This is a genomic window from Streptomyces sp. NPDC054956, from assembly GCF_053609185.1.
In genome coordinates, this window is sequence record NZ_JBSGXB010000107.1 from 1 (window position 1) to 22,389 (window position 22,389).

The 22,389-nt window shown below is 73.2% G+C and carries 21 protein-coding genes; 13 read left to right on the forward strand and 8 right to left on the reverse strand.

Annotation, left to right across the window (positions count from 1 at the left end; genetic code table 11):
- Positions 1-145 precede the first annotated feature (145 nt).
- On the reverse strand, positions 146-1,498 hold the full coding sequence (locus ACWGDE_RS18540; protein WP_453390065.1) for an aminotransferase class III-fold pyridoxal phosphate-dependent enzyme: 1,353 nt from the start codon (positions 1,496-1,498) through the stop codon (positions 146-148).
- Positions 1,499-1,677: 179 nt separating this feature from the next.
- Here ACWGDE_RS18540 and ACWGDE_RS18545 point away from each other — a divergent pair, with 179 nt between their 5' ends.
- The 10 genes from ACWGDE_RS18545 (at position 1,678) to ACWGDE_RS18590 (ending at position 12,289) form a co-directional block, all read left to right on the forward strand.
- Positions 1,678-2,370 (forward strand): type 1 glutamine amidotransferase family protein, encoded by a 693-nt coding sequence (locus ACWGDE_RS18545; RefSeq protein ID WP_453390066.1) that lies wholly within the window; start codon positions 1,678-1,680, stop codon positions 2,368-2,370.
- Positions 2,363-2,902, forward strand: a complete 540-nt coding sequence (locus ACWGDE_RS18550; protein ID WP_453390067.1) for a MarR family winged helix-turn-helix transcriptional regulator — start codon at positions 2,363-2,365, stop codon at positions 2,900-2,902. Before ACWGDE_RS18545 ends, ACWGDE_RS18550 begins: the two co-directional genes overlap by 8 nt.
- A 311-nt stretch (positions 2,903-3,213) precedes the next feature.
- Positions 3,214-5,004: a serine/threonine-protein kinase gene (locus ACWGDE_RS18555; protein ID WP_453390068.1), complete on the forward strand. Its 1,791-nt coding sequence runs from the start codon at positions 3,214-3,216 to the stop codon at positions 5,002-5,004.
- A 153-nt stretch (positions 5,005-5,157) separates the two neighbouring features.
- Positions 5,158-6,198, forward strand: a complete 1,041-nt coding sequence (locus ACWGDE_RS18560; RefSeq protein ID WP_453390069.1) for an alpha/beta hydrolase — start codon at positions 5,158-5,160, stop codon at positions 6,196-6,198.
- The gene (locus ACWGDE_RS18565; protein WP_453390070.1) at positions 6,185-7,459 is read left to right on the forward strand and encodes an acyltransferase family protein; all 1,275 of its coding nucleotides are present in this window, start codon (positions 6,185-6,187) and stop codon (positions 7,457-7,459) included. The genes ACWGDE_RS18560 and ACWGDE_RS18565 overlap by 14 nt, the downstream gene beginning before the upstream one ends.
- A 10-nt stretch (positions 7,460-7,469) precedes the next feature.
- Positions 7,470-8,855, forward strand: a complete 1,386-nt coding sequence (locus ACWGDE_RS18570; RefSeq protein ID WP_453390071.1) for a sensor histidine kinase — start codon at positions 7,470-7,472, stop codon at positions 8,853-8,855.
- Positions 8,852-9,523 (forward strand): response regulator, encoded by a 672-nt coding sequence (locus ACWGDE_RS18575; RefSeq protein ID WP_453390072.1) that lies wholly within the window; start codon positions 8,852-8,854, stop codon positions 9,521-9,523. The genes ACWGDE_RS18570 and ACWGDE_RS18575 overlap by 4 nt, the downstream gene beginning before the upstream one ends.
- An 89-nt stretch (positions 9,524-9,612) precedes the next feature.
- Positions 9,613-10,935, forward strand: coding sequence for a sensor histidine kinase (locus ACWGDE_RS18580; protein WP_453390073.1), 1,323 nt, complete (start codon positions 9,613-9,615; stop codon positions 10,933-10,935).
- Entirely contained in the window at positions 10,932-11,591 is a 660-nt protein-coding gene (locus ACWGDE_RS18585) for a response regulator (RefSeq protein WP_453390074.1), read from the forward strand. The genes ACWGDE_RS18580 and ACWGDE_RS18585 overlap by 4 nt, the downstream gene beginning before the upstream one ends.
- Positions 11,592-11,824: 233 nt before the next feature.
- Entirely contained in the window at positions 11,825-12,289 is a 465-nt protein-coding gene (locus tag ACWGDE_RS18590) for a DUF4262 domain-containing protein (protein ID WP_453390075.1), read from the forward strand.
- A gap of 52 nt (positions 12,290-12,341) precedes the next feature.
- Here the strand turns inward: ACWGDE_RS18590 and ACWGDE_RS18595 are convergent, their stop codons facing one another.
- Positions 12,342-13,949 (reverse strand): ABC transporter permease, encoded by a 1,608-nt coding sequence (locus tag ACWGDE_RS18595; protein ID WP_453390076.1) that lies wholly within the window; start codon positions 13,947-13,949, stop codon positions 12,342-12,344.
- The gene (locus ACWGDE_RS18600; RefSeq protein ID WP_453390077.1) at positions 13,946-14,890 is read right to left on the reverse strand and encodes an ABC transporter ATP-binding protein; all 945 of its coding nucleotides are present in this window, start codon (positions 14,888-14,890) and stop codon (positions 13,946-13,948) included. The genes ACWGDE_RS18595 and ACWGDE_RS18600 overlap by 4 nt, the downstream gene beginning before the upstream one ends.
- 84 nt (positions 14,891-14,974) lie before the next feature.
- Between ACWGDE_RS18600 and ACWGDE_RS18605 the strand changes: the two genes are divergently transcribed.
- The gene (locus ACWGDE_RS18605; RefSeq protein WP_453390083.1) at positions 14,975-15,493 is read left to right on the forward strand and encodes a GbsR/MarR family transcriptional regulator; all 519 of its coding nucleotides are present in this window, start codon (positions 14,975-14,977) and stop codon (positions 15,491-15,493) included.
- Between the two features lie 61 nt (positions 15,494-15,554).
- Here the strand turns inward: ACWGDE_RS18605 and ACWGDE_RS18610 are convergent, their stop codons facing one another.
- Positions 15,555-16,205, reverse strand: a complete 651-nt coding sequence (locus ACWGDE_RS18610) for an HAD family hydrolase (RefSeq protein WP_453390078.1) — start codon at positions 16,203-16,205, stop codon at positions 15,555-15,557.
- Positions 16,206-16,301: 96 nt separating this feature from the next.
- On the opposite strand from ACWGDE_RS18610, the gene ACWGDE_RS18615 reads away from it, so the two are divergent.
- Positions 16,302-16,997, forward strand: coding sequence for an alpha/beta hydrolase (locus tag ACWGDE_RS18615; protein WP_453390079.1), 696 nt, complete (start codon positions 16,302-16,304; stop codon positions 16,995-16,997).
- A 25-nt stretch (positions 16,998-17,022) separates the two neighbouring features.
- On the opposite strand, the gene ACWGDE_RS18620 is transcribed toward ACWGDE_RS18615, so the two are convergent.
- Positions 17,023-17,595, reverse strand: a complete 573-nt coding sequence (locus ACWGDE_RS18620; RefSeq protein ID WP_453390080.1) for a hypothetical protein — start codon at positions 17,593-17,595, stop codon at positions 17,023-17,025.
- A 159-nt stretch (positions 17,596-17,754) separates the two neighbouring features.
- The gene (locus tag ACWGDE_RS18625; RefSeq protein WP_453390084.1) at positions 17,755-18,600 is read right to left on the reverse strand and encodes a diacylglycerol kinase; all 846 of its coding nucleotides are present in this window, start codon (positions 18,598-18,600) and stop codon (positions 17,755-17,757) included.
- A gap of 184 nt (positions 18,601-18,784) precedes the next feature.
- On the opposite strand from ACWGDE_RS18625, the gene ACWGDE_RS18630 reads away from it, so the two are divergent.
- Positions 18,785-20,068, forward strand: a complete 1,284-nt coding sequence (locus tag ACWGDE_RS18630; RefSeq protein ID WP_453390081.1) for an adenylosuccinate synthase — start codon at positions 18,785-18,787, stop codon at positions 20,066-20,068.
- A gap of 68 nt (positions 20,069-20,136) precedes the next feature.
- Here the strand turns inward: ACWGDE_RS18630 and ACWGDE_RS18635 are convergent, their stop codons facing one another.
- A complete protein-coding gene (locus ACWGDE_RS18635) occupies positions 20,137-20,532 on the reverse strand; it encodes a DNA-binding protein (RefSeq protein WP_453390085.1) in 396 nt (131 codons plus the stop codon).
- On the reverse strand, positions 20,532-20,780 hold the full coding sequence (locus ACWGDE_RS18640) for a hypothetical protein (RefSeq protein ID WP_453390082.1): 249 nt from the start codon (positions 20,778-20,780) through the stop codon (positions 20,532-20,534). Before ACWGDE_RS18640 ends, ACWGDE_RS18635 begins: the two co-directional genes overlap by 1 nt.
- Positions 20,781-22,389: the final 1,609 nt, after the last annotated feature.

A 22,389-nucleotide genomic window follows, 5' to 3' on the forward strand; every position in this document is an offset into this window, starting at 1 on the left:
GTGTTCTGTTCTCTTCCCCTCCACCCCGCCGGGGGGCCTGTCCTCGTGCCCGGGGGGGCGTACGCCCCCCGGCGCCCCCGGGGGGGCCCCTTGCGGGGCGTACGCGCGGGGCCGCGGGGGCGTGCCGTTCGGTCGGGCGGATCCGTCAGGCGCGGGCGTGCCGGTCCGCGACGGTCAGGGCGTCGTCCAGCAGGGCCAGGCCCTCCTTCGCGTCCGCCTCCGTGATGTTGCACGGAGGGACCACGTGCGTGCGGTTCATGTTGACGAACGGCCACAGACCGGACGCCTTGCAGGCGGCGGCGAATTCGGCCATCGGCGCGTTGTCCGCACCCGCGGCGTTGTAGGGGACGAGCGGCTCGCGCGTCTCCTTGTCGCGGACGAGTTCCAGCGCCCAGAAGGTCCCGAGGCCGCGGACCTCGCCGACCGAGGGGTGGCGCTCCGCGATTTCGGCGAGGGCGGGGCCGATCACGTTCTCGCCGAGGTGGGCGGAGTGCTCGACGATGCCCTCCTCGTCCATGGCGGTGATCGTCGCGACGGCCGCGGCGCAGGCCAGCGGGTGGCCGGAGTAAGTGAGCCCGCCCGGGTAGGGGCGCGTGGCGAAGGTCTCGGCGATCTCGGCGGAGATCGCGACGCCGCCGAGCGGGACGTAGCCGCTGTTGACGCCCTTGGCGAAGGTGATCAGGTCGGGCGTGACGTCCCAGTGCTGGGCGGCGAACCACTTGCCGGTCCGGCCGAAGCCCGACATGACTTCATCGAGGATGAAGACGATGCCGTGGCGGTCGCAGAGCTCGCGCACGCCGGCCAGGTAGCCGGGGGGCGGGGTCATGATCCCGGCGGTGCCGGGGACGGACTCCAGGATGATCGCGGCGATCGTCGCCGGACCCTCGAAGGCGATGGTGTCGGCGAGGTGCGTCAGGGCGCGCGCGCACTCCTCGGCCTCGGTCGTCGCGTGGAAGGGCGAGCGGTAGAGGAAGGGTCCCCAGAAGTGCACGACGCCGGCGGCGGCCGTGTCCGAGGGCCAGCGGCGCGGGTCGCCGGTCAGGTTGATCGCGGCGGCGGTGGCGCCGTGGTACGAGCGGTAGGTGGAGAGCACCTTCTGCCGGCCCGTGTGCAGACGGGCCATGCGGACGGCGTTCTCGACGGCCTCGGCGCCGCCGTTGGTGAAGAAGACCTTGTCGAGGTCGCCGGGGGTCCGCTGCGCGATGAGGCGTGCGGCCTCGGAGCGGACGTCGACGGCGAAGCCGGGGGCCAGGGTGCAGAGCTTGGCGGCCTGCTCCTGGATGGCGGCGACGACCTTGGGGTGCTGGTGGCCGATGTTGGTGTTGACCAGCTGGGAGGAGAAGTCGAGGTAGCGCTTGTCGTCGTAGTCCCAGAAGTACGACCCCTCGGCTTTGGCCACGGCGAGCGGGTCGATCAGGGCCTGGGCGGACCAGGAGTGGAAGACGTGAGCGCGGTCGGCGGCCTTGACGGTGGCGCCCGAGGTGACGTGAGGGGTCATGCGGTCACGCTAGAAGTGCGCAGGTGGGGAGGGATATCGGCGGACTGTATGGGGGTGGGGGGCGGGTCTCGGCAGTCTGTATGGGGCGGGGGTAATTGACAGCATGCTGCCATCATGACAATCTACTGTCATAGAGCTTGGCCAGAAGAGGTACGGCGACGGCACCGGAGGCGAGCACGATGAGCGAAACCCAGACCGAGACCCGGACCGGGACCCGGAACCGGAGCGAGATCCCCCAGGCGGGTCGGACGGCGGCGGGCCGGCAGATCCACGTGGCGGTCTACGACACCTACGCCGACTGGGAGACGGGCCACACCACCGCGCACCTGACCCAGCGCGGCTACGAGGTCCGCACGGTCGGCCTCAGCGCCGGGGGCCACGTCACCACCATGGGCGGGCTGCGCGTCCAGCCCGACCTGGCGCTGTCCGAACTGCGCCCCGAGGACTCCTCCCTGCTCATCCTGACCGGCGCCGGACTGTGGGACACCGGCGACGAACTGGCTCCCTTCGCGGCGAAGGCCGAGGAGTTCCTGGCGGCCGGAGTACCGGTCGCGGCGATCTGCGGAGCCACGGCCGGCCTGGCCCGCGCGGGAGTCCTGGACACCCGTACGCACACCAGCGCGGCCCCCTTCTACCTCGACGCCCAGCCGGGCTACGCGGGCTCCGAGCACTACGTCGAGGCGGACGCGGTCACGGACGGCGACCTGATCACGGCGGGCCCCACGGAACCGGTGGCCTTCGCCCGCGAGGTCTTCGCCCGCCTCGGCGCCTACGAGCCGCAGGTACTCGACGCCTGGTTCCGCCTCTTCCACGACTCGGACGCGAGCGCGTACCCGGTCCTGATGGCAGCGGCGGAGGCGGGCAATGCCTGACGAGGAGGGGTCGGGGGTGGGCGGGGCCGGGGCCTCGGGCGGGGCCGGGGCCGCGGAGGGCTCCGGCCGGGCGCGGCAGGAGCTGTTGAGCCGGACCGCCCTCGGGGTGTTCCGCCTCAACGGCCAGTTCCTCTCCGTCTCGGAGGAACTGGCCCGCCCCGCCGGCCTGACCGCCGCCTGGTGGCAGGTGCTCGGGGCCGTGCTCGGCGAACCCCTGTCCGTGGCCGGCATCGCCCGGGCCATGGGCATCACCCGGCAGAGCGTGCAGCGCATCGCCGACCTGCTGGCGGCCAAGGGGCTCGCCGAGTACGTCCCGAATCCGGCCCACCGCCGTGCGAAGCTGCTGCGCCCCACGGAGGCCGGCCGCGCCGCTGTCGCGCTGATCGGCCCGGGCCACGCCTCCCTGGCCACCCGCCTCGCGGAGGCCCTGGGCGAGGACGCCTTCGCCGAGACGGTCCGCGTCCTGGAACGCCTGTCGGCCGCGCTGGACGCCTTGCCGCCCACCCCGGACGCCACCGCCCCCGACGCCTGAGGACCGCCCCGCAGGGCATCACCCGCCGGCACGCACCCGCCCAGCACGGGCGGGCGGGCGGGCGGGCGGACCGAATCCGCCCTGCACGGTGCAGGGACACGGCCCGCCCGGTGCGCGGCACTCAACTGGCGGGCCCGTCATCCGAGTCGGCGCCAGGGGTGCCGGACTGGAGGTGCGCCCTCTCCCGGGCCGACCCGAACCAACCGCCCCCCGCCGGCCCGTTCGCGCGGCCGCGGGCAACCGCGCCCGGTACCGCGCCGGCCGCATTACTGTCGTCCTCCGGCGAGTCCCAGGGGGAGGACCAACCCGTCATGGAACAACTGCACCCGAGGGACCCGGAGCACATCGGTCCTTATCGACTGCTCGCCCGCCTCGGCACCGGCGGGATGGGCCAGGTCTTCCTCGGCCGGTCCGACCGCCAGGGCACGGGCGCCGGGACCGGCACGTCCGCAGGCGCAGCCACCGGCGCGGGCACGGGCACAGTCACCGGCACGGCCACCACCACCCGCGCCGTCGAGCCCCACACCGCCGCCGTGAAGCTGATCCACCCCCACCTCGCCGCGCACCCCGGCTTCCGCGCCCGGTTCCGCCGCGAGGTCGCCGCCGCGCGGCTCGTCGGCGGAGCCTGGACCGCGCCCGTCCTCGACGCCGACCCCGACGCGGAGGTCCCCTGGCTGGCCACCGCCTACATCGCCGGGCCGAGCCTGCGCCAGGCCGTCGGCCGCGACTTCGGCCCGCTGCCGGTCGAGTCCCTGCGGGTCCTGGCCGAGGGGCTCTCGTACGCCCTCCAGGACATCCACCGCGCCGGCCTCGTCCACCGGGACCTGAAGCCGGGCAACATCCTGCTCACCGTCGACGGCCCCCGCGTCATCGACTTCGGCATCGCCCGGACCCTCGGGCCCACCGGCGACGCCGCCCTCACCCGGACCGGCGAACTCCTCGGCTCCCCCGGCTTCCTCGCCCCCGAGCAGGTGCACGGCACGCACGTGACCCCCGCCTGCGACGTCTTCGGGCTCGGCGCGGTGCTCGCCTACGCCGCCACGGGCCGGCTGCCGTTCGGGGACCAGGAGCAGTCCGGGGGCATCGCGGCGCTCCTGATGCGCGTCACCGAAGCGGAACCCGATCTGGGCGGCGTACCGCCCGAACTCCGTGACCTCGTACGGGATTGCCTGCGCAAGGATCCGGCCGCGCGGCCGACCCCCGCCGAGGTGCTCGCGCGGGTGGCCTCCGACGGCGCGCGCGAGCCCGGTCCTTGGCTTCCGGAGGCGCTGGTCGTGCGGCTCGGGCAGCATGCCGTGGCCCTGCTGGACCGCGAGGACGCCGGCCCGGACCGCCCCGCGCCCCCGGCTCCGGCTCCGGCTCCGGCTCCGGCTCCGGCCCCGGCTCCGGCTCCGGCCCCCTCCCCCGCTCCTCCCCCGCACGCGGGGGAAACGGAACCCTCCGGGCCCGGGCAGCGACCCCGTCCGCACTCCCGGTACGCCTCCACCGCCTTCCTGCTCGCCGTCTCCGCCGTCGTCGCCGTCGCGGCGGGCGGCACGGTGTACACCGTCATGAGCGGCGACGACGGACGCCCGTCCCCCGCCGCCGGTCCCACGGCCTCCCCGCAGGCCACTGCCACCGCTTCCGGCGGTTCCGGCGGTTCCGGCGGTTCCGGCGGTTCCGGCGGTTCCGGCGGTTCCGGCGCTTCCGGCGGTTCCGGCGGTTCCGGCCTTCCCGACACGCTCCCCGCGGCGTACGCCGGCACCTGGCGCGCCACTTCCAGCGGCCAGACCTGGGTGCTCACCCTCACCCCCGGCGGGGCCGGCGCCCCGGTCATGTTCCTGTCCGTCCAGGCTCCGGGGCTCGCCTGTTCCTGGAGCGCACCGCTGCGCACGACCACCCCGGGCGCCGCGGGAACGTCCGGCACCGCGGGCACCACGGGCACCACGGGCACGTCCGGCACCACCAACACCGTGTGGCTCGACCCCTCGACCGTCACCTCCGGTGTCCCACCGACCTGTTCGCCGGGTGGCCGGAGCACGTTGCGGCTGCTTCCCGACGGAAGCCTCGTCCGGGAACTCGAGAACAGCGCGAGCGCCCCGCTCACGTACCGCCGGAAGTGACCGTCCTGGCCCCTGAGTAGCCCCTGTCATACCTGAGAGCTAGTTGAGAAGACGGCTCTCCAGCGGGACGCCGACCACGGCCTCCGATTCCTAATTTCGTGACCAGAGAAGAACGCAGCACCGCCCCTCTGGCACGAACGAAGGAACCGACCCATGAGCCGCCGACCCTCCGCACGTCCCGCCGGCCGCCCCAGCGGCCGCCTGCGCCGCACGCTGCTGGCCGGACTCGTCGCCGCGGCCGTCGTGTTCCCCGTTTCCGCCGCCGCCTCCCCCCAAGTGCCCGCCCCGGCCCCCGCTTCCATGGGCGGGGCCGCCTCCCTCTCCTCCCGGTACGCCGCGAACCTCGCGAACCTCTCCGAGGCCGCCGTGATGGCCCAGGACGCCGGCCGGGCCGGCCGGGCCGCGAAGCTGCGGGCGATGGAGGCCGGCGGGGAGGCCCGGTTCCTCGTCTTCGACGGGCGCGGCAAGGGCCGCGCGATCGAGGTGTTCGGCGACCTGGAGAGCGCCGACCGCGTCGCGGTCCTGGTCCCCGGGTCGGACACGACGCTGGACACCTACCAGAGGTTCCGTGCCGGGGCGCTCGCCCTGCAGCAGCGCCTCCAGGCCGAGCATTCCCGCTCCGCCGTGGTCGCCTGGCTCGGGTACGACACCCCCGGCACGGTCAGCCCGACCGTCCTGACCACCGGCCGCGCGGACGAGGCCGCAGCCGAACTCGGCCCGTTCCTGGCCGGCTTGGAGCGGATGACCGTCGCGGACGCCCGGCTCTCGCTGCTCTGCCACTCCTACGGGTCCGTGGTCTGCGCCCGCACCGGGACGGGCCCCAAGGTCACCGACATCGCCCTGTTCGGCAGCCCGGGCACGGGGGCCGGCTCCGCCGCCGACCTGCCGACCCGTGCCCGGGTGTGGGCGGGGCGGGGCGCCGGCGACTGGATCGCGAACGTCCCGCACGTCCGCGTCGGCGGGGTCGGGTTCGGCACCGATCCGGTGGACCCGGCCTTCGGAGCCCGGCCCTTCGCGGCCGGTTCCGGCGGGCACAGCGACTACCTCAAGCCGGACACCGAGTCCCTGAACAGCCTGGCCGGGATCGTGCTCGGCACCTCCCCGGCGGCCCGGCCCGCCACCCCGACCGCACTCGCCGCGCACCTCACCCCGTCAGCCGTCACCGCTCCGGAGGCCTCCCATGCGCTCGTATAAGCCCTACGCCCGCTGGTCCGCGCTCGCCGACCGCATGGACGCCGGCACCCCCGCCCACCGGGACCGGGCCGTGGACGCGCTGCGGGCCTTCGCCATCCTCGGTGTGGTGCTGGGGCACTGGCTGGTCACCGCGCTCACCAGCGTCGACGGGGCCCTGTGGACCACCAGCCCGCTCGCCCACATGAGCGGTCTGGCCCCGGTCTCCTGGGTGTTCCAGACCCTGGCCGTCTTCTTCCTCGTCGGCGGCCATGTCGCCGCCCAGGGGTACGAGTCGGCGCGCGGGCGGGGAGTCTCCTACGGGCAGTGGGTCGGGCAGCGCCTGGGCAGGCTGTTCCGGCCGGTCGCGGCCGTCCTCGTCCTGTGGACCGTCGTGGCGGGCGGCATGCTCCTCGGCGGCGTCGGTACGGACACCGTCCACACGCTGCTCAAACTCGCCGTCTCCCCCTTGTGGTTCCTCCTCGTCTTCGCCGCGCTCACCGCCGCGACCCCGCTCGTGTCCCGGCTCAGCCCGCTGTGGCCGCTGGCCGTGGTGGCCGTCGTCGACGTCTGGCGGTTCGCCCTCGGCGGGCCGGAGTGGATCGGCTGGGTCAATGTCGCCGCCGGCTGGCTGGTCCCCTACACCCTGGGCGCCGCCTGGGCGCGGGGTGCTTTCTCCGGCCGAAACCCGGCAGCTCTGCTGCTGGGCGGCGGGATCGCCGCCACGGCCGCGCTGATCGTCTGGGGCGGGTACCCGGCGTCCATGGTCGGCGTGCCCGGGGCCTCGATATCGAACCTGAACCCGCCGACGCTGGCCGCCGTCGCGTTCGGTCTGGCCCAGTGCGGGCTGGCGCTGCTGCTGCGGGGGCCGCTGGCCCGGGCGATGAGCCGGCCGCGCGCCTGGGCGAAGGTGGCCCTGGTGAACCTGTCCGCCATGACCGTCTTCCTGTGGCACCAGACCGCGATGATGGCCGTCACCGCCCTGGGGCTGCTGGTCTCCACGGACCTGCCCGGGCTGCACACCGTGCCCGACTCGGCCGGGTGGATAGCCGTCCGGCTGCTCTGGCTGCCGGTGTTCGCCGCCGCTCTGACCGTCTGCTGGGCCGCCTTCCGCACCTACGAGCAGGGTGGCCACCGCGCCAGGAGCCGTGCCCCGCACGGAACTTCCGCGATCCCCGCGACCCCGTCCAGGATCGTCGCCTCGGCCGTCTCGGCCGGCGGGAGGATCGCGCCGGCCTCCGTCACCGGCCGGGTGGCACGCTCCGAGGAGGCCGTCCGTGCCTAGGCTGGGCGACGTGAACGAGCAGAGTGAGCCCACGGCATCGGCCCCGGTCGGAGCACGGCCCGGCTCCGCGCTCCTCGGAGGTGGCGACCGTCCCCGCACCTCGAGTTGGGCCGTGGTGCGGGGCGTGGTCCGGGATCTGCTCGACCTGAGGTCCGATCCGCTTCCGAGGATGTCGCGGCCGCGCTGGCTGGCCTGGCTCCCGCACGTGGTGCTCCTCTACCTGGCGGTGTCCTTCGCGGTCCTCACCGTGGAACAGCTCCGCGAGCACTACGAGATCACCGGCGGCTGGGTGCCGTTGCTGTCGGTCCTGGTCGGCCTGTCCGTCGTGGTCGCCGTGCGGCGGCCGATGGCCGGTTTCTGGCTCGGCCTCACCGCGGCGGGACTGACCGCCTGGACGATCTACGGCAACGTCGGACAGGGGCAGAGCTGGCCCTGGATGCCCGCCGGAATCTTCTGCTTCGCGCCGGTCCTGTTGCTGGTGGCCCTGCGCGTGCGGCCCTGGGCGACCAGCGGGGCGGTCCTCGTCCCGATCGCCTTCACCGGTCTGGCCGAGCTCCTCTTCAAGCCCGCGCACAGCGGGACCAGCCTCCCCGGGGCCGTCCTCCTCTTCGGCTTCACCGGCCTCCTCGGCTATGCCCTGCGCGCGACGCGCCTGGCCCGCACCAGGCTCGTCGAGCAGGAGACCCTCACCGAGGAGGAGCGCGCCCGGCGCACGCTGCTGGAGGAGCGCAGCCGCATCGCCCGCGAGCTGCACGACGTCGTGGCGCACCACATGTCGGTGATCTCCATCCAGGCGCAGGTGGCCCCCTACCTCGTGGAGAACCCGTCGGAGGAGCTCAAGGAGAACCTGGCAGGCATCCGCGCGAATGCCCTGGAGGCCCTGACGGAGCTGCGCCGCGTGCTGGGTGTCCTGCGTTCCGAGCATCCGGACGATCCCGCCGACTCCCACCATCCGCAGCCCACCCTGGCCGAGTTGGAGGGGCTCGTGGACAACGTGCGGGCGGCCGGGCTGGACGTCACCATCGAGATCGCGGGAGCCCGGCGGCCGCTGTCCCCGGGCCTGGAGCTCACCGCGTACCGGATCGTGCAGGAGGCCCTGAGCAACTGTCTGCGGTACGCGCCGGGTTCCCGGGTCGAGGTCGGTCTCGCCTACGGGCCGCGCGAACTGCACGTGTGCGTCGCCAACTCCGCGCCGACCCGGCCGGTCCCGCCGTCGCCCGGAGCGGGGCACGGACTGCTGGGGATGCGGGAGCGGGCGGGCATGCTGGGGGGCGAGCTGGCCGCCGGGCCCCGCCCCGGCGGGGGGTACGAGGTGAGCGCCGTGCTCCCCTTCGACCCCGTGTCCCCGGGCGGCGGTTTCTCCGCCGCCCCCGGGACGAACAAGGAGGATTCATGACCGCCCCGGTCAAGGTGATGATCGCCGACGACCAGATGATGGTCCGGCAGGGCTTCACCGTGCTCCTCAACGCCCAGCCCGACATCGAGGTCGTCGGCCAGGCAGTCGACGGAGCCGAGGCCGTGGCGAAGGTCGCCGAGCTCGCGCCGGACGTGGTCCTGATGGACATCCGCATGCCCGGGATGGGCGGCATCGAGGCCACCTCCCTCATCACCGGCGCCCCGGGCTCCACGGTGAAGGTGCTGGTGCTGACCACCTTCGACCTCGACGAGTACGTGTACGAGGCGCTGCGCGCCGGCGCCTCGGGTTTCCTCCTCAAGGACGCCTCGGCCGATCAGCTGGCCGAGGCGGTCCGCGTGATCGCCGCCGGGGAGGCGCTCCTGGCTCCGAACATCACCAAGCGCCTGATCACGGAGTTCTCCCGGCTGGGGGCTCCGCGGGCGCCCTCGAAGACGCGGATCGACGAGCTGACCGGGCGGGAGACGGAGGTGCTGTCGCTGGTCGCGCAGGGGATGTCGAACGCGGAGATCGCCGAGCACCTGATCCTGGCCGAGCAGACGGTGAAGACGCACGTGGGCCGGATCCTGGTGAAGCTGGGCCTGAGGGACCGCACACAGGCGGCGGTCTTCGCGTACGAGACGGGCCTGATCCGTCCGACGGGCTACTGAAACGGCCCGGGTAGTACTTGAGGGGGACCCCGGGAAATCCCCTTCAGCGGCGACGCGGACCAGGTCGCGGCCCGCCTACCGTGGGGAGCATGACCGAGACGACCCCCGGGGCCACCCCCCGGACACCCGAGTTCCGGCTGGCTTCGGGCCTCGTCCAGAGCCTGCGCCAGGATCTGATCACCGATGCCTTCGCCTACCGTCCGCTGCCGCCGATGCGCACGGACGGGCCGCTGACGCGGCGGCTCCCCCGGCGGATACGGGCGGAGGCGGCGTACCTGCCGCACGCGGTCCTGTGTGTCGTGGCGTTCTTCACGGTGACCTTCACGACAGCCACCAGCGGCCTGCCTCCGGCCGGCCTGGTCATGGGCCTGCTGGCGGCAGCCCCGATCCTGATGACCCTGGCGCGGCCCGTGGGAGCCTTCTGGGTCGCGGTGGCCGTCACGCTGGTCTTCTCCGTCATCGAGTCCTCGGATCCCAACTGGCCCTGGTCTCCGCCCACGTTCGCCTCGTACCTCGTGACGATGACCGTGGTCGCCATGCGGACCAAGCCGCGCACCGCGGGCTGGATGTGGCTGGTCACCGTGGCGATCGGCACCGGGGTGTCGGTGCTCTTCGGCCACGGGGAATCCGTCACCCTCGGCCCGATGGCGTTCGTGTCGGCGATCGCCCTGCTGACCGTCAGCGTCCGCAACATCCGCAAGCAGGCGGAGCAGGAAGTGACCGCGCAGCAGGTGGTCACGGCCGTCGAGCGGGACCGGCGGACCCTGCTGGAGGAGCGGACCACGATCGCCCGGGAGCTGCACGACGTGGTCGCCCACCACATGTCGGTGGTGGCCATCCAGGCGGAGGCGGCGCCGTACCGCGTGAAGAACCCGCCGCCGGAGCTGGAGGCCGCGTTCGTCACCATCCGGGAGAACGCGGTGGCGGCGCTGACCGAGCTGCGCCGGGTGCTGGGCGTGGTCCGTTCCGCGGACTACGAGGCGCCGGACGCCCCGCAGCCGACGCTGGCCTCGCTGGACGGCTTGCTGGCCAATGTGCGCGAGGCCGGGCTGAGCGTGGAGAAGACGGTGACGGGCGCCGTGCGGGAGCTGCCGCCGGGCGTGGAGCTGTCGGCCTACCGGATCATCCAGGAGGCCCTGAGCAACACCTTGCGGCACGCGCCGGGCGCGGTGGCCGGGGTCGAGGTGTCGTACGTGCTGGGCGGCCTGGGCATACGGATCGTCAACGAGGCGGCGACCGGGGACGCCCGCCCCTCGCCGGGGTCCGGGCAGGGGATCACCGGGATGCGTGAGCGGGTGGCCATGCTCGAAGGGGAGATGACGGCCGGGGAGACGGCCTCCGGGGGGTACGAGGTGGCGGTGTTCATACCGGTGGCGGCCGCCCGCCCGGAGCCGGCGAAGGATCCGGCATGACGATCAGGGTGCTCATCGTCGACGACCAGATGATGGTCCGGGAGGGCTTCTCCGTCCTGCTGAACGCGATGGACGGGATCGAGGTGGCCGGGGAGGCGGTGAACGGGCGGGAGGCCATCGCGCAGGTGGCGGCGCTGCGGCCGGACGTGGTGCTGATGGACATCCGGATGCCGGAGATGAACGGCCTGGAGGCGACGCGGGAGATCGTGGCCGCCGACACGAACGCGAAGGTGCTGGTCCTGACGACCTTCGACCTCGACGAGTACGTGTACCAGGCGCTGCGGGCCGGAGCCTCGGGCTTCCTCCTCAAGGACGCCTCCGCCCGGCAACTGGCCGACGGGGTGCGGGTGGTGGCGGCCGGGGAGGCGCTGCTGGCTCCCTCGGTGACCAAACGGCTGATCACCGAGTTCTCGAAGCTGTCGGAGGTCCGGACGCATTCGGGTGCGGCTGCGGTCTCGGAGCTGACCGAGCGGGAGACGGAGGTGCTGGTCCTGATCGCGCAGGGGCTGTCGAACGCGGAGATAGCGGACCGTCTGATCATCGCCGAGTCCACCATCAAGACGCACGTGAGCCGCGTCCTGGTGAAGCTGGGCCTGCGGGACCGTACGCAGGCCGCGGTGTTCGCCTACGAGACCCGGCTGGTGGTCCCGGGCTAGAGCCGGATCCGGCGATGCGAAAAGTTGTCCACAGGTGTGGACAACTTTTCGGGTGGCGGATTCCCGAGGGCGAGCGAAGCGCCCCGCCCTGCGGGGAACCGGTCCTGATCTGCTTGGATGCCCGGGTGACCGACCCGAACATGCCCTCGCCGTGCCCTTGCGTACTGTGCGATCCCGCCGCCTCGGCGACCTTCCGCACACGCCGGCGGCGGAGGAAGGCCTGGGGCCGGGAGATGGCGGACGTCCGCAGGCACGGCTGGCACGTGGTGGGTGTCGGAGGCGAGTCCCTGCCCGACTGGTCCTTCACCGTCGGCCTGTGGCATTCCCATCGGATCCCCGAGGTCGCCATGTTCGGTCTGGAGCTTCAGGGCCTGATGCACTGGGTCAACGACGCGGCCGCCGAACTGCGGGACGGGGCCGCGGCGGAGCCCGGCGCCCTGCTCCCGGGTGTCATCGAGGGGTACGAGGTCCAACTCCGGCCCGTCGATGCCAGTTGGCACCGGCCGCTGCTCGGTACGGCCGTCGGTTTCTACCGCCGGACTTCGGTCCCCGTGCTCCAACTGGTCTGGCCCGACCGGGACCACCGCTGGCCGTCGGACGAGGAGGCCAGTCCGGGCTGCCGCGCGCAGCCGAGCCTGTGGCTTCCGGTCGACGAGCACCCGGCCGGGATGTGGACCGAGGAGGCCGCCGAGAGCTGAGCAGCCCCGGCCACCCGGCCACCCGGCCTCCCGGGCCTCCCGGGCCTCCCGGTCAGGCCGGCAGGTCGCGGTGGCGCAGGGCGGTCAGGCCGGATGCCAGGAGGGCCGCCGCCACGGCGGTCAGTATCAGCAGAGGCGCCCAGGTCAGGGACTCGGCTCCCGGGAGTCTGGGCAGGTGGGCGAAGGGCGAGAGGTCCAGCACCGCCCGGGGGAGGTTCAGCGCCGGGCCGATCCAGCCCAGTGCCAGCGCGGCGCCGGCGACCGCCCAGGCGGCCGGCGCGAAAGTGGGGGCCGCCCCGTACACGAGGGCCGCGAGGGCCCCGATCACCCAGACCGCGGGGAGCTGCGCGAGGCAGGCCCCGACGGCGGCGGCGACATCCTCGCCGTGGCCGATGCCCAGGCCGAGCCCGCCGAGCAGCAGGATCAGCGCCGAGCCGCCGAAGGCCACGGCGAGGTGGCCACCGGCCCAGCGGAGGCGACCGAGGGCGTTCGCGAGGAGCGGCTCCGCACGCTGCCCCGACTCCTCCGCGGCCAGGCGCAGCACCGCCGAGACGATGTAGAGGGCGGCCACCAGTCCGAGCATCCCCGCCATCGTCGCCAGGAAGGCGTCGGTGAGCCCGGCCGCCTGCCCGCTCACGCTGCCCGCACCGCCCGAACCGCCCATCCGCTCGATGAGCTCCCGGGTCTTGGCGTTGTCGCCGACCAGCTCGGCGGCCCCGTCCGCCATCGTGCCGAACACCGCGCCGGCAGCCAGGAATCCGAGGCTCCAGCCGAGCAGGGAGCCGCGCTGCAGCCGCCACGCCAGCGCGCCGGCCCCGGTGAGCCGCCCTTCGGCCGGGCCCGGGCGGGCCGGCAGGAGGCTCATGCCGAGGTCGCGGCGGCCGGCGAGCACGTAGGCCACGGCCGCCTGGGCCGTGACGGCCGCGGCGAACAGGGCCAGCACCCACCAGCGTTCGGCCGCGAAGGCCCGTAGGTGTTCCAGCCAGCCCAGGGGCGAGATCCAGGTCGCCGCCGAGGCGCCGTCCGGCGATCCGGTGTCGCCCGCGGCACGCAGGACGAAGGCCGCGCCGAGCACGGCACCCGTGAGTCCCTTGGCGAGCCTCGCGCTCTCGGTGAGCTGCGCGGCGACGGCGGCCGCCGACGCGAACAGCATTCCGGTGGCGCCGACACCCAGGCCGAGGGCGAGCGCTCCGGCCGCGCCCTGTCCGGCGAGTCCGGCCGTGACGAGGAGCGCGAGCAGGGCGTTGGCGACGGCGGCCGCGAGCAGGGCCGCCGTGAGCGGGGCACGGCGCCCCACCATCGCCGCGGACAGCAGCTCCTGACGGCCCGTCTCCTCCTCCTCGCGGGTGTGGCGGACCACGATGACCAGGCTCATGATCCCGGCGAGCAGACCGGCGAAGATCCCGCCCTTCCAGACCGTCAGGGCGCCGATCGAATCGCCGAAGGCCGGGCCGTAGAGGGCGCGGAGCGAGCCGTTGGAGTTCGCCGTGGCGGCCAGGGCGGCCCGTTCGGCCGCGTCGGAGTACATCGATGCGAGCGAGGCGGGCATCGCGAGGACCATCGCGGCCGAGGCCACGATCCAGACCGGCATCATCACCCGGTCCCGGCGGAGCGCGAGCCTCAGCAGGGCGCCCGTCCCGGCCAGTTGGCGGCGCCTCATCGGACCGCTCCCGCCCGGCCGTCGCGCGCGTCGTCCCGCCCGCCGCCCCGCCCGCCGTCCTGCGCGTAGTGCCGCAGGAAGAGTTCTTCGAGGGTCGGCGGGGTCGAGGTCAGCGAACGCACGCCCGAAGCGGCCAGCGACCGCAGTACGGCGTCCAGCTTGTCCGTGTCGGCCTGCAGGCGGACCTTCGGCCCCCGCACCTCCACGTCGTGGACTCCGGGCAGGTGGGCGAGGCCGTTCGGCGGTCCGGCGAGCTCGGCGCTGATCGACGTACGCGTGAGGTGGCGCAGTTCGGCGAGGCTGCCGGTCTCGACCGTACGACCCCTGCGGATGATGCTGACCCGGTCGCAGAGAGCCTCGACCTCGCCGAGGATGTGCGAGCTGAGCAGGACGGTGCGGCCGGCGGCGCGGGCCTCGGCGACGCAGCCGCGGAAGACCTCCTCCATCAGCGGGTCGAGGCCGGAGGTGGGCTCGTCGAGGACGAGCAGTTCGACGTCGGAGGCGAAGGCGGCGACGAGGGCGACCTTCTGCCGGTTGCCCTTGGAGTACGTACGCCCCTTCTTGGTCGGGTCGAGTTCGAACCGCTCGATCAGCTCGGCCCGCCGGGCCCGGTCGAGGCGGCCCCCGCGCAGGCGCCCGTACAGGTCGATGACCTCGCCGCCGGAGAGGTTGCGCCAGAGGGTGACGTCCCCGGGGACGTAGGCGACGCGGCGGTGCAGCTCGACGGCGTCGGCCCACGGGTCCCCGCCGAGCAGCTCGGCGGTGCCGGAGTCGGCGCGCAGCAGCCCGAGCAGGACCCGGATGGCGGTGGACTTGCCGGCGCCGTTGGGGCCGAGGAAGCCGTGGACCTCGCCGGTGGCGACCGCGAGGTCGAGTCCGTCCAGTGCGTGGGTGCGGCCGAACGATTTGTGGAGTCCGGCGACGCTGATTGCCTTCGTCATGGTTCCGAACGTACGCTTCTTTCACAATTTTGTGAAGGTCGGGAATCACGTAAAGTCGGCAGGGTGGCGGAAGACGTGGACGACGTGAAGGACACCCGGGACGGCACTCGGGACAACACCCGGGACGACACCCGGGACGAGGAAGCGGTCTCCCGCTTCGTCGAGCGGTTCGCCGCGCAGCTCACCGAGGCGGGCATGCAGCGCATGGCGGCGCGCGTGTTCGCGCAGCTGCTCGCGAGCGACGGCGGCGCGATGACCTCGGCGGAACTGGGCGAGGCGCTGCGGATCAGCCCGGCGGCGGTGTCCGGGGCCGTGGCGTACCTGTCCCAGGTCAACATGGTCAGCCGCGAGCGCGAGCCGGGCTCCCGGCGCGACCGCTACGTCCTGCACAACGAGCTCTGGTACGAGACCTTCACCCGCCGCGACCAGGTCCTGACCCTCTGGGAGAAGACGCTCCGCGACGGCGCGGCCGGCCTCGGCCCCGACACCCCGGCGGGCGTCCGGATCGCCGAGACGGCGGCGTTCTTCGAGTTCCTGCAGCACGAGCTGCTCGGCCTGATGGACCGCTGGCGCACCCACCGCGCGACGCTGAACCTCCCGTAGCAGGCCCCGGCCCGTCGGCGCGTCAGCCCGGGAGCCCACCAGCCCGCCGGCCCGGCAGCCGTCAGCCCGCCCCGACGGCCAAGTCGATCGCCGTCGCGGCGTCCGGGGCCACCAGGGTCGGGCTGAAGCCGGTCTCGCGCCAGGCCGCGCCCCCGGAGACCCAGACCGTCCGGACACCGAGGGCGTGGGCTCCGGCGATGTCCGCCGCCGGGGAGTCGCCGATCATCCAGGCGGATTCCAGGGCAGCGCCCGCCGACGCCGCCGCCGCGCGGAAGAGCTCCGGACCGGGCTTCTTGTGGCCGACCGCCTCGGAGATCACCCATCCGTGCACCAGCGCGTCGAGTCCGGTGGTGCGGATCTTCGCCTCCTGCTGCTCCGTCCGCCCGTTCGAGACGATCACGCTGCGCAGGCCGGCCGCCGCCGCCCGCTCCAGGGCGCCCCGGGTGGCTGCCGGAAGCACCACGCGGTCCGCCCCGCCGACGGCCAGGAGGTGCTCGACGGCCGCCTCCGGAAACCGGTTCCCGAACCGGTCCGCCACGGCCCGCGCGAGCGTCTCCCTCGGCGTGTAGCCGCTGGCGTCCGCCGCCATCAGCCACTCCAGGTCGGCGGCCGGCAGGCCGTGCTCCGCCAGCGCCGCCGCGCACGAGGCGCGGAAGGCCGCGTCGCGGTCGATCAGCGTGTTGTCGAGGTCCAGCATCAGCAGCCGCGGCATGGCGGTCAGTAGATCACCCGCCTAGCGTGAGCCGGGGGGCGTCCGCGCCCGGGCCTCAGACCTCGGGGGCATCCGACCGGCAAGGAGCGCAACCGCATGGCTTCCGAGCGCACCACCCCCGCCATCGTCCTCGTCCACGGGTTCTGGGGCGGCGCCGCCCACTGGGCCAAGGTGATTCCCGAGCTCCACCGGCGCGGTCTCACCGACCTGCACGCCGTCGAGAACCCGCTCACCTCCCTCGCCGACGACGCCGAGCGCACCCGCAAGATGGTCCGCCAGATCGACGGCCCGGTCCTGCTCGTCGGTCACTCGTACGGCGGCGCGGTCATCACCGAGGCGGGCGATCTGCCCCATGTCACCGGACTGGTCTACGTCGCCGCCTTCGCCCCGGACGCCGGCGAGAGCCCCGGCGGGCTCACCCAGGAGATGCCGCCGGCGGCCTTCGAGAACATCGCCCCCGACTCCGACGGCTACCTGTGGGTCGAGCGGGACAAGTTCCACGAGAGCTTCGCCCAGGACCTCACCCCCGAGGAGGCCCTGGTCATGGCCGTGACCCAGAAGGCGCCCCTGGCCTCCACCTTCGGCGACGCGGTCACCGCGCCCGCCTGGCGCGCGAAGCCGTCGTGGTACCAGGTCTCCACCGCCGACCGCATGATCAACCCCGACAACGAGCGCCGCATGGCCGCCCGCATGGACCCCCGCAAGACCATCGAGCTGGACGCGAGCCACGCCTCCCTCGCGTCCCTCCCGGGCCCGGTCTGCGACCTCATCGAGTCGGCCGCCTCCGCCTGACGGCGGCCGGCCGCCCGCCCCCGCCCTAATCCCCCGGCCCGTCGACACCCCGCCCGGCCGCGCCCCGCCCGGCCGCACCCCGCCGCCACAGCCTGCGCGCCAGGCCCAGCTCGCGGGCGAGCGGGGCCCATACGACGGCCCCCAGGCCCGGCTCCCCGGCCAGCCACACCGAGCTCTCCACCGGCGGGTCGGGGGCGTCCGACTCCGCCGGCGAGGGCGGGAGGGCCGACTGCGGGAGGGCCGGGTCGGTACGGGGCCACGCGCGCGGCGGCAGCACCCGGCGGCCCAGCGGCCCCAGGGTCAGCACGTGGCGTCCGCCGTCGAGGACGAGCAGCGGCGGCAGCCCGCTCCCGCGCAGCACCTCCGCCTCGTACGGCGTCCAGCGCAGCCCCGGGTCCCGCAGGATGCGGGACACGCGCTGGGCGGCGTACAGCTCCCGGAGCGCGAAGAGCACCGGCAGGCACAGCAGCCCCATCAGCACCGCCTGAAGCGGCGCGGGGCGGGTGATCAGCGCTCCGATCAGCGCGGGCCAGCACAGCACCGGCAGCACGCAGATCAGCGTGGCGTCCTGGCGCCAGTCGCTGAGCGCGTCCCGCACGGCCGCCTCACCGGGCGGCCCGGAAGCCGAACCGGGAGCCAAACCGGAAACCGGCCCGGAAACCGAACCCGGAACCGGAACCGGCGGCCCGGGCTCCGGCCCGCCGGGCTCCGGCACGGCCCCGTCCAGCCCTCCCCTCGCCATCGTCCCTCCCCCGCGTCACCTCTGGAGCGGCAGTGTCAGCCCCCAGGCCGCCGGGCACAAGGTCCAGGTGCGCCTGCGGACCGGGCCGGTGACGGCCGCGTCGGCCCGGTAGCGGAAGTCCGCCCCGGACACGGTCACGGCGGCCGCCCGTGCGCGCACCACGGACCCGCCGCCCGAGACCCCGCCGGCGCCCAGCCTCACCAGGACGTCCGCGAGCCCGTCGCCCTCCCGGGCCGACACGCAGACGTCCTCCACCAGCCGGTCCACGTCCGCCAGGACCACCCCGTCGGCCTCCACGCGCAGCCGGTGGCCGCCACCCGGGCCCGCGGGCGCCCCGGCCGGCGGGCGGCCGAGCGTACGGACCAGCGAGCGGTACGCGCTCCACACCGAGGGCCCGGCCGGCCGCGGCACGGCCCGTACGGGCGGGATGCCGACGCCGCCGAGCACCACCCCGTCGCTGTCGTCGACCAGCAGGTCGCGCATCCCGACGGTCCCGTCCAGGACCGCCCGGGCGGCCGACACGGCCGACAGCGGCACGCCCAGCCGCCTCGCCAGTCCCAGTGACCCCGCGGGCCCCACGGGAATCAGTGAAACGGCCCCCTCGGACAGCGCCCGCTCCCGGTGGAGCAGCCCGACGGCCCGTACGAGCGCCCGGTCGTCGCCGACGATCACCGGCTGCCGATGACCCCGGCGGGCCAGAGCCCGCGCAAACTCCTCCTGCGAGTCCGGGAGGCAGATTTTCGCCGCAGCTCCCGCTGACAGAACATCTTTCGCGATTCGCACGGACTCGCCGTCAAGACGGCGGGCGACCGGGTCGACGAGCACGAGCAGGCCGCCTACCGGCGCGCCCGCATGGCTCATGGTGGGCTCTGGAGCCGACACCTCGGTCCTTCCTCGGGTAGCATCTTTGTGCAAGAGGCCCTTGCGCTATTGCGCCAGGGCCTTCGTCTATTCCGGGGTACCGGTCCGACGGCTCAGCCTGCGGTGTACATCGTCGTACGCCCCCTGACCTTGGACATGCCCCATCCGGAAGAGGTGTACGCCTGTGCCCGCTCTTGTGCTGCTCGGAGCTCAGTGGGGTGACGAGGGCAAGGGAAAGGCCACCGACCTGCTCGGTGGATCCGTTGACTATGTAGTGCGTTACCAGGGCGGCAACAACGCCGGCCACACGGTCGTCGTAGGCGACCAGAAGTACGCGCTGCACCTTCTCCCTTCCGGCATCCTCTCCCCCGGATGCACCCCGGTCATCGGCAACGGTGTCGTCGTCGACCCGGCCGTCCTGCTCTCCGAGCTGCGCGGCCTGAACGAGCGCGGCATCGACACCTCCAAGCTGCTGCTCAGCGGCAACGCGCACCTGATCACGCCGTACAACGTCACCCTCGACAAGGTCGGCGAGCGCTTCCTCGGCAAGCGCAAGATCGGTACGACGGGCCGCGGCATCGGACCGACCTACGCGGACAAGATCAACCGCATCGGCATCCGCGTCCAGGACCTCTACGACGAGTCGATCCTCACCCAGAAGGTCGAAGCGGCACTGGAGGGCAAGAACCAGCTCCTCGCGAAGCTGTACAACCGCCGCGCGATCGACCCGGCCCAGATCGTCGAGGAGATGCTCGGCTACGCGGAGCTCATCAAGCCCTACGTCGCCGACACCACCCTGATCATCAACAACGCGCTCGACGAGGACAAGGTCGTGCTGTTCGAGGGCGGCCAGGGCACGCTGCTCGACGTCGACCACGGCACGTACCCCTTCGTCACCTCGTCCAACCCGACCGCCGGCGGTGCGTGCACCGGTGCGGGCGTCGGTCCGACGAAGATCAGCCGCGTCATCGGCATCCTGAAGGCCTACACGACCCGCGTCGGCTCCGGCCCGTTCCCGACCGAGCTGTTCGACGCGGACGGCGAGGCGCTGCGCCGCATCGGCGGCGAGCGCGGCGTGACCACCGGCCGCGACCGCCGCTGCGGCTGGTTCGACGCCCCGATCGCGCGCTACGCGACCCGCGTCAACGGTCTGACGGACTTCTTCCTCACCAAGCTGGACGTGCTGACCGGCTGGGAGGAGATCCCGGTCTGCGTCGCGTACGAGATCGACGGCAAGCGCGTCGAGGAGCTCCCGTACTCGCAGTCGGACTTCCACCACGCGAAGCCGATCTACGAAAACCTCCCCGGCTGGTCCGAGGACATCACCAAGGCCAAGACCTTCGCGGACCTCCCGAAGAACGCCCAGGCGTACGTCAAGGCCCTCGAGGAGATGTCGGGCGCCCCGATCTCCGCGATCGGCGTCGGCCCCGGCCGCACCGAGACGATCGAGATCAACTCGTTCCTCTAGGCAGTACCCGCACGACCCGAAGGGGCGGCAGGCGCACCGGCGCCGGCCGCCCCTTCGGCGTACGCACCTCAGACCGCGACGAGCCTGACCCGGTCGCCGCACAGCGCCCGCATGTCGTCGACATCGGAGGTCAGCAGGACCACGGGCCCGGGCTGGCGCAGCGCCACCTCGGCGACGGTCGCGTCGATCGCGTACTTGTGCCCGTGCAGCCCCCTGTCCTTGAGCAGCCTCGCGGCCCCCTTGGCGGCCTCGGCGGTCACGGACTCGACCTTGACGGCGGACAGGGCCCAGTTCAGCTTGGCGGGGTTCACCCGCGCGTGGTTGACCTCCACGATGGTGTTCGCGCAGACGACGAGATCGGTGCCCGCCGTTTGCAGCCGCCTGATCAGCGGGAGGACCTTGCGGTCCTGCTCGATCAGCGCGGACAGACCCTCGGAGTCCAGGACCGCGGTCACGTAGCGCATCACGCGGCGACCGCCGTCTCCTCACTCTGTTCGGGACCGAAGAGTCTCGCTTCGGCCTCGGCCATTTCTTCTTCGGTGAAGGCCCCGAACTTCGCCTCGTGGTCATCGAGATACCGGCCGAGGAGCTCGTTACGGATCTGGCGGGCAACAGCCTCCGCCACGTACCCGGAGATGTTGTCCGTCATCTTGCGGAGCTCCTCCACCTGCTCGGTGGGGAGCGTCACGGTGATGCGCGTGGTCCCTGACATACGGCGAGCATACTCCCGTATGCACTCTCGGGGAGTCGGGCTACTCGACAGAGTGACGACCGTGCGGAGGTGGGCGGTGCTGCGGGCCGCTCGGTGGCTTCGACGGTGACCGGGGGGCGTCCCGGAAGTCCAGTGTCCTTCCGCGCCGGGCCGGCCCGTCAAGGGCGCTCCTTCGTCGCGTCGCTACGCGATGGCCTTCGGCCACCCTTGACAGACCGACCCGACACGGAAAAACACAAGACTCCCGGGATCCCCCCGGGGGATGGCCGGGAGGGAAGTAGCGGGAGGAACGGCCATGTCAGGGGCCCATCGGGCCCGAGTTCCGCCGGTCAGCCCAACCCGCACACGAGGACGACCACATCCCCCTCCGAGGCGTTGAGTCGCACCAAATCGCTACACACTCCCACTCGGCTCAGCGGCCAACGGCCGTCTGGGGCTGGGAGCGCGACAGATCGCTACACAGTCGCCCTCGGCTTAGCGGCTGGCCGCCGTCTGGGGCTGGTGGGCGCAACAGATCGCTACACAGTCCCACTCGGCTCAGCGGCCAACGGCCGTCTGGGGCTGGGAGCGCAACAGACCGCTACACACTCGCCCTCGGCTTAGCGGCTGGCCGCCGTCTGGGGCTGGTGGCGCACCAAATCGCTGCGCGCTCCTCATCCATTGTCGTCCGGCGGCCGTTGGGGGCTTGGGGGCGCCAAATCACCACGTGATTCGCCGTTTATGGCGTCTGGCGGCCGCCTTGGGCCGGTATTGGGCCCCCCAGGGGCCCGGAAGGGCGCCTGATGTCGCCTGATGTCGCCTAGCGACGATCCGTTCGTCCTTAGCGTCGGAGAAGTGATCGTTTCACTCCCAACTGGCCGCCAAACCATCACAAATAGGGCATAAGGAGAGGGGTGGGAGGGCCCGGAAGAGATCCGGGTGGCGGTCGCGTACCCAGAGGGGCACATGGTCGTCGTGGGCGGCCTGTGCCCGGCCCAAGACGGCCGCCAGACGCCAATCGGCAGGGCGCGCCAAGCGATCCGCCGCGCGCACCCGCCCCAGACGACCGCCAGCCGCCCATCGACGAGACATGTGTAGCGATCTGCCGCGCCCCAGCCCCAAACTGCCGCCGGACGCCGAACCCACCGAAGCACGCGGCGAAATGACGCGCACATCAACCCCAGACGACCGCAAGCCGCCAAGCCGAGAACGACTGTGTAGCGATCTGCCGCGCCCACCAGCCCCAAACTGCCGCCGGACGCCAATCCCACCGAAGCACGTGGCGAAATGACGCGCACATCAACCCCAGACGACCGATGGCCGACAAGCCGAGAACGACTGTGTAGCGATCTGCCGCGCATCCCAGCCCCAGACGGCCGCCGGACGCTATGCCGACAGGGACTGTGTAGCGATCAGGTGCGCTCCCAGCCCCAGACGGCGGCCAGCCGCTAGACCGAGACAGACTGTGTAGCGATCTGGTGCGCCTCAACGCCACAGGCGGGCCTGCTGCAACCAGGCCGCCCCTCACCCTCTGACCCCCGGCCATCCCCCGGGGGGATCCCGGGAGTCTTGTGTTTTTCCGGGACGGGACGGCCTGTCAAGGGTGGCCGAAGGCCATCGCGAAGCGACG

Excerpts from the sequence above, each read along its gene's own strand:
- ACWGDE_RS18585 (WP_453390074.1), top strand. The coding sequence starts at position 10,932 with ATGACGATCAGGGTGCTCATCGTCGACGACCAGATGATGGTCCGGGAG.
- ACWGDE_RS18560 (WP_453390069.1), top strand. The coding sequence starts at position 5,158 with ATGAGCCGCCGACCCTCCGCACGTCCCGCCGGCCGCCCCAGCGGCCGC.
- ACWGDE_RS18595 (WP_453390076.1), bottom strand. The coding sequence starts at position 13,949 with ATGAGGCGCCGCCAACTGGCCGGGACGGGCGCCCTGCTGAGGCTCGCG.
- ACWGDE_RS18610 (WP_453390078.1), bottom strand. The coding sequence starts at position 16,205 with ATGCCGCGGCTGCTGATGCTGGACCTCGACAACACGCTGATCGACCGC.
- ACWGDE_RS18590 (WP_453390075.1), top strand. The coding sequence starts at position 11,825 with ATGGCGGACGTCCGCAGGCACGGCTGGCACGTGGTGGGTGTCGGAGGC.
- ACWGDE_RS18575 (WP_453390072.1), top strand. The coding sequence starts at position 8,852 with ATGACCGCCCCGGTCAAGGTGATGATCGCCGACGACCAGATGATGGTC.
- ACWGDE_RS18550 (WP_453390067.1), top strand. The coding sequence starts at position 2,363 with ATGCCTGACGAGGAGGGGTCGGGGGTGGGCGGGGCCGGGGCCTCGGGC.
- ACWGDE_RS18580 (WP_453390073.1), top strand. The coding sequence starts at position 9,613 with ATGACCGAGACGACCCCCGGGGCCACCCCCCGGACACCCGAGTTCCGG.
- ACWGDE_RS18640 (WP_453390082.1), bottom strand. The coding sequence starts at position 20,780 with ATGTCAGGGACCACGCGCATCACCGTGACGCTCCCCACCGAGCAGGTG.
- ACWGDE_RS18555 (WP_453390068.1), top strand. The coding sequence starts at position 3,214 with ATGGAACAACTGCACCCGAGGGACCCGGAGCACATCGGTCCTTATCGA.
- ACWGDE_RS18540 (WP_453390065.1), bottom strand. The coding sequence starts at position 1,498 with ATGACCCCTCACGTCACCTCGGGCGCCACCGTCAAGGCCGCCGACCGC.
- ACWGDE_RS18565 (WP_453390070.1), top strand. The coding sequence starts at position 6,185 with ATGCGCTCGTATAAGCCCTACGCCCGCTGGTCCGCGCTCGCCGACCGC.
- ACWGDE_RS18600 (WP_453390077.1), bottom strand. The coding sequence starts at position 14,890 with ATGACGAAGGCAATCAGCGTCGCCGGACTCCACAAATCGTTCGGCCGC.
- ACWGDE_RS18635 (WP_453390085.1), bottom strand. The coding sequence starts at position 20,532 with ATGCGCTACGTGACCGCGGTCCTGGACTCCGAGGGTCTGTCCGCGCTG.
- ACWGDE_RS18545 (WP_453390066.1), top strand. The coding sequence starts at position 1,678 with ATGAGCGAAACCCAGACCGAGACCCGGACCGGGACCCGGAACCGGAGC.
- ACWGDE_RS18625 (WP_453390084.1), bottom strand. The coding sequence starts at position 18,600 with ATGAGCCATGCGGGCGCGCCGGTAGGCGGCCTGCTCGTGCTCGTCGAC.
- ACWGDE_RS18615 (WP_453390079.1), top strand. The coding sequence starts at position 16,302 with ATGGCTTCCGAGCGCACCACCCCCGCCATCGTCCTCGTCCACGGGTTC.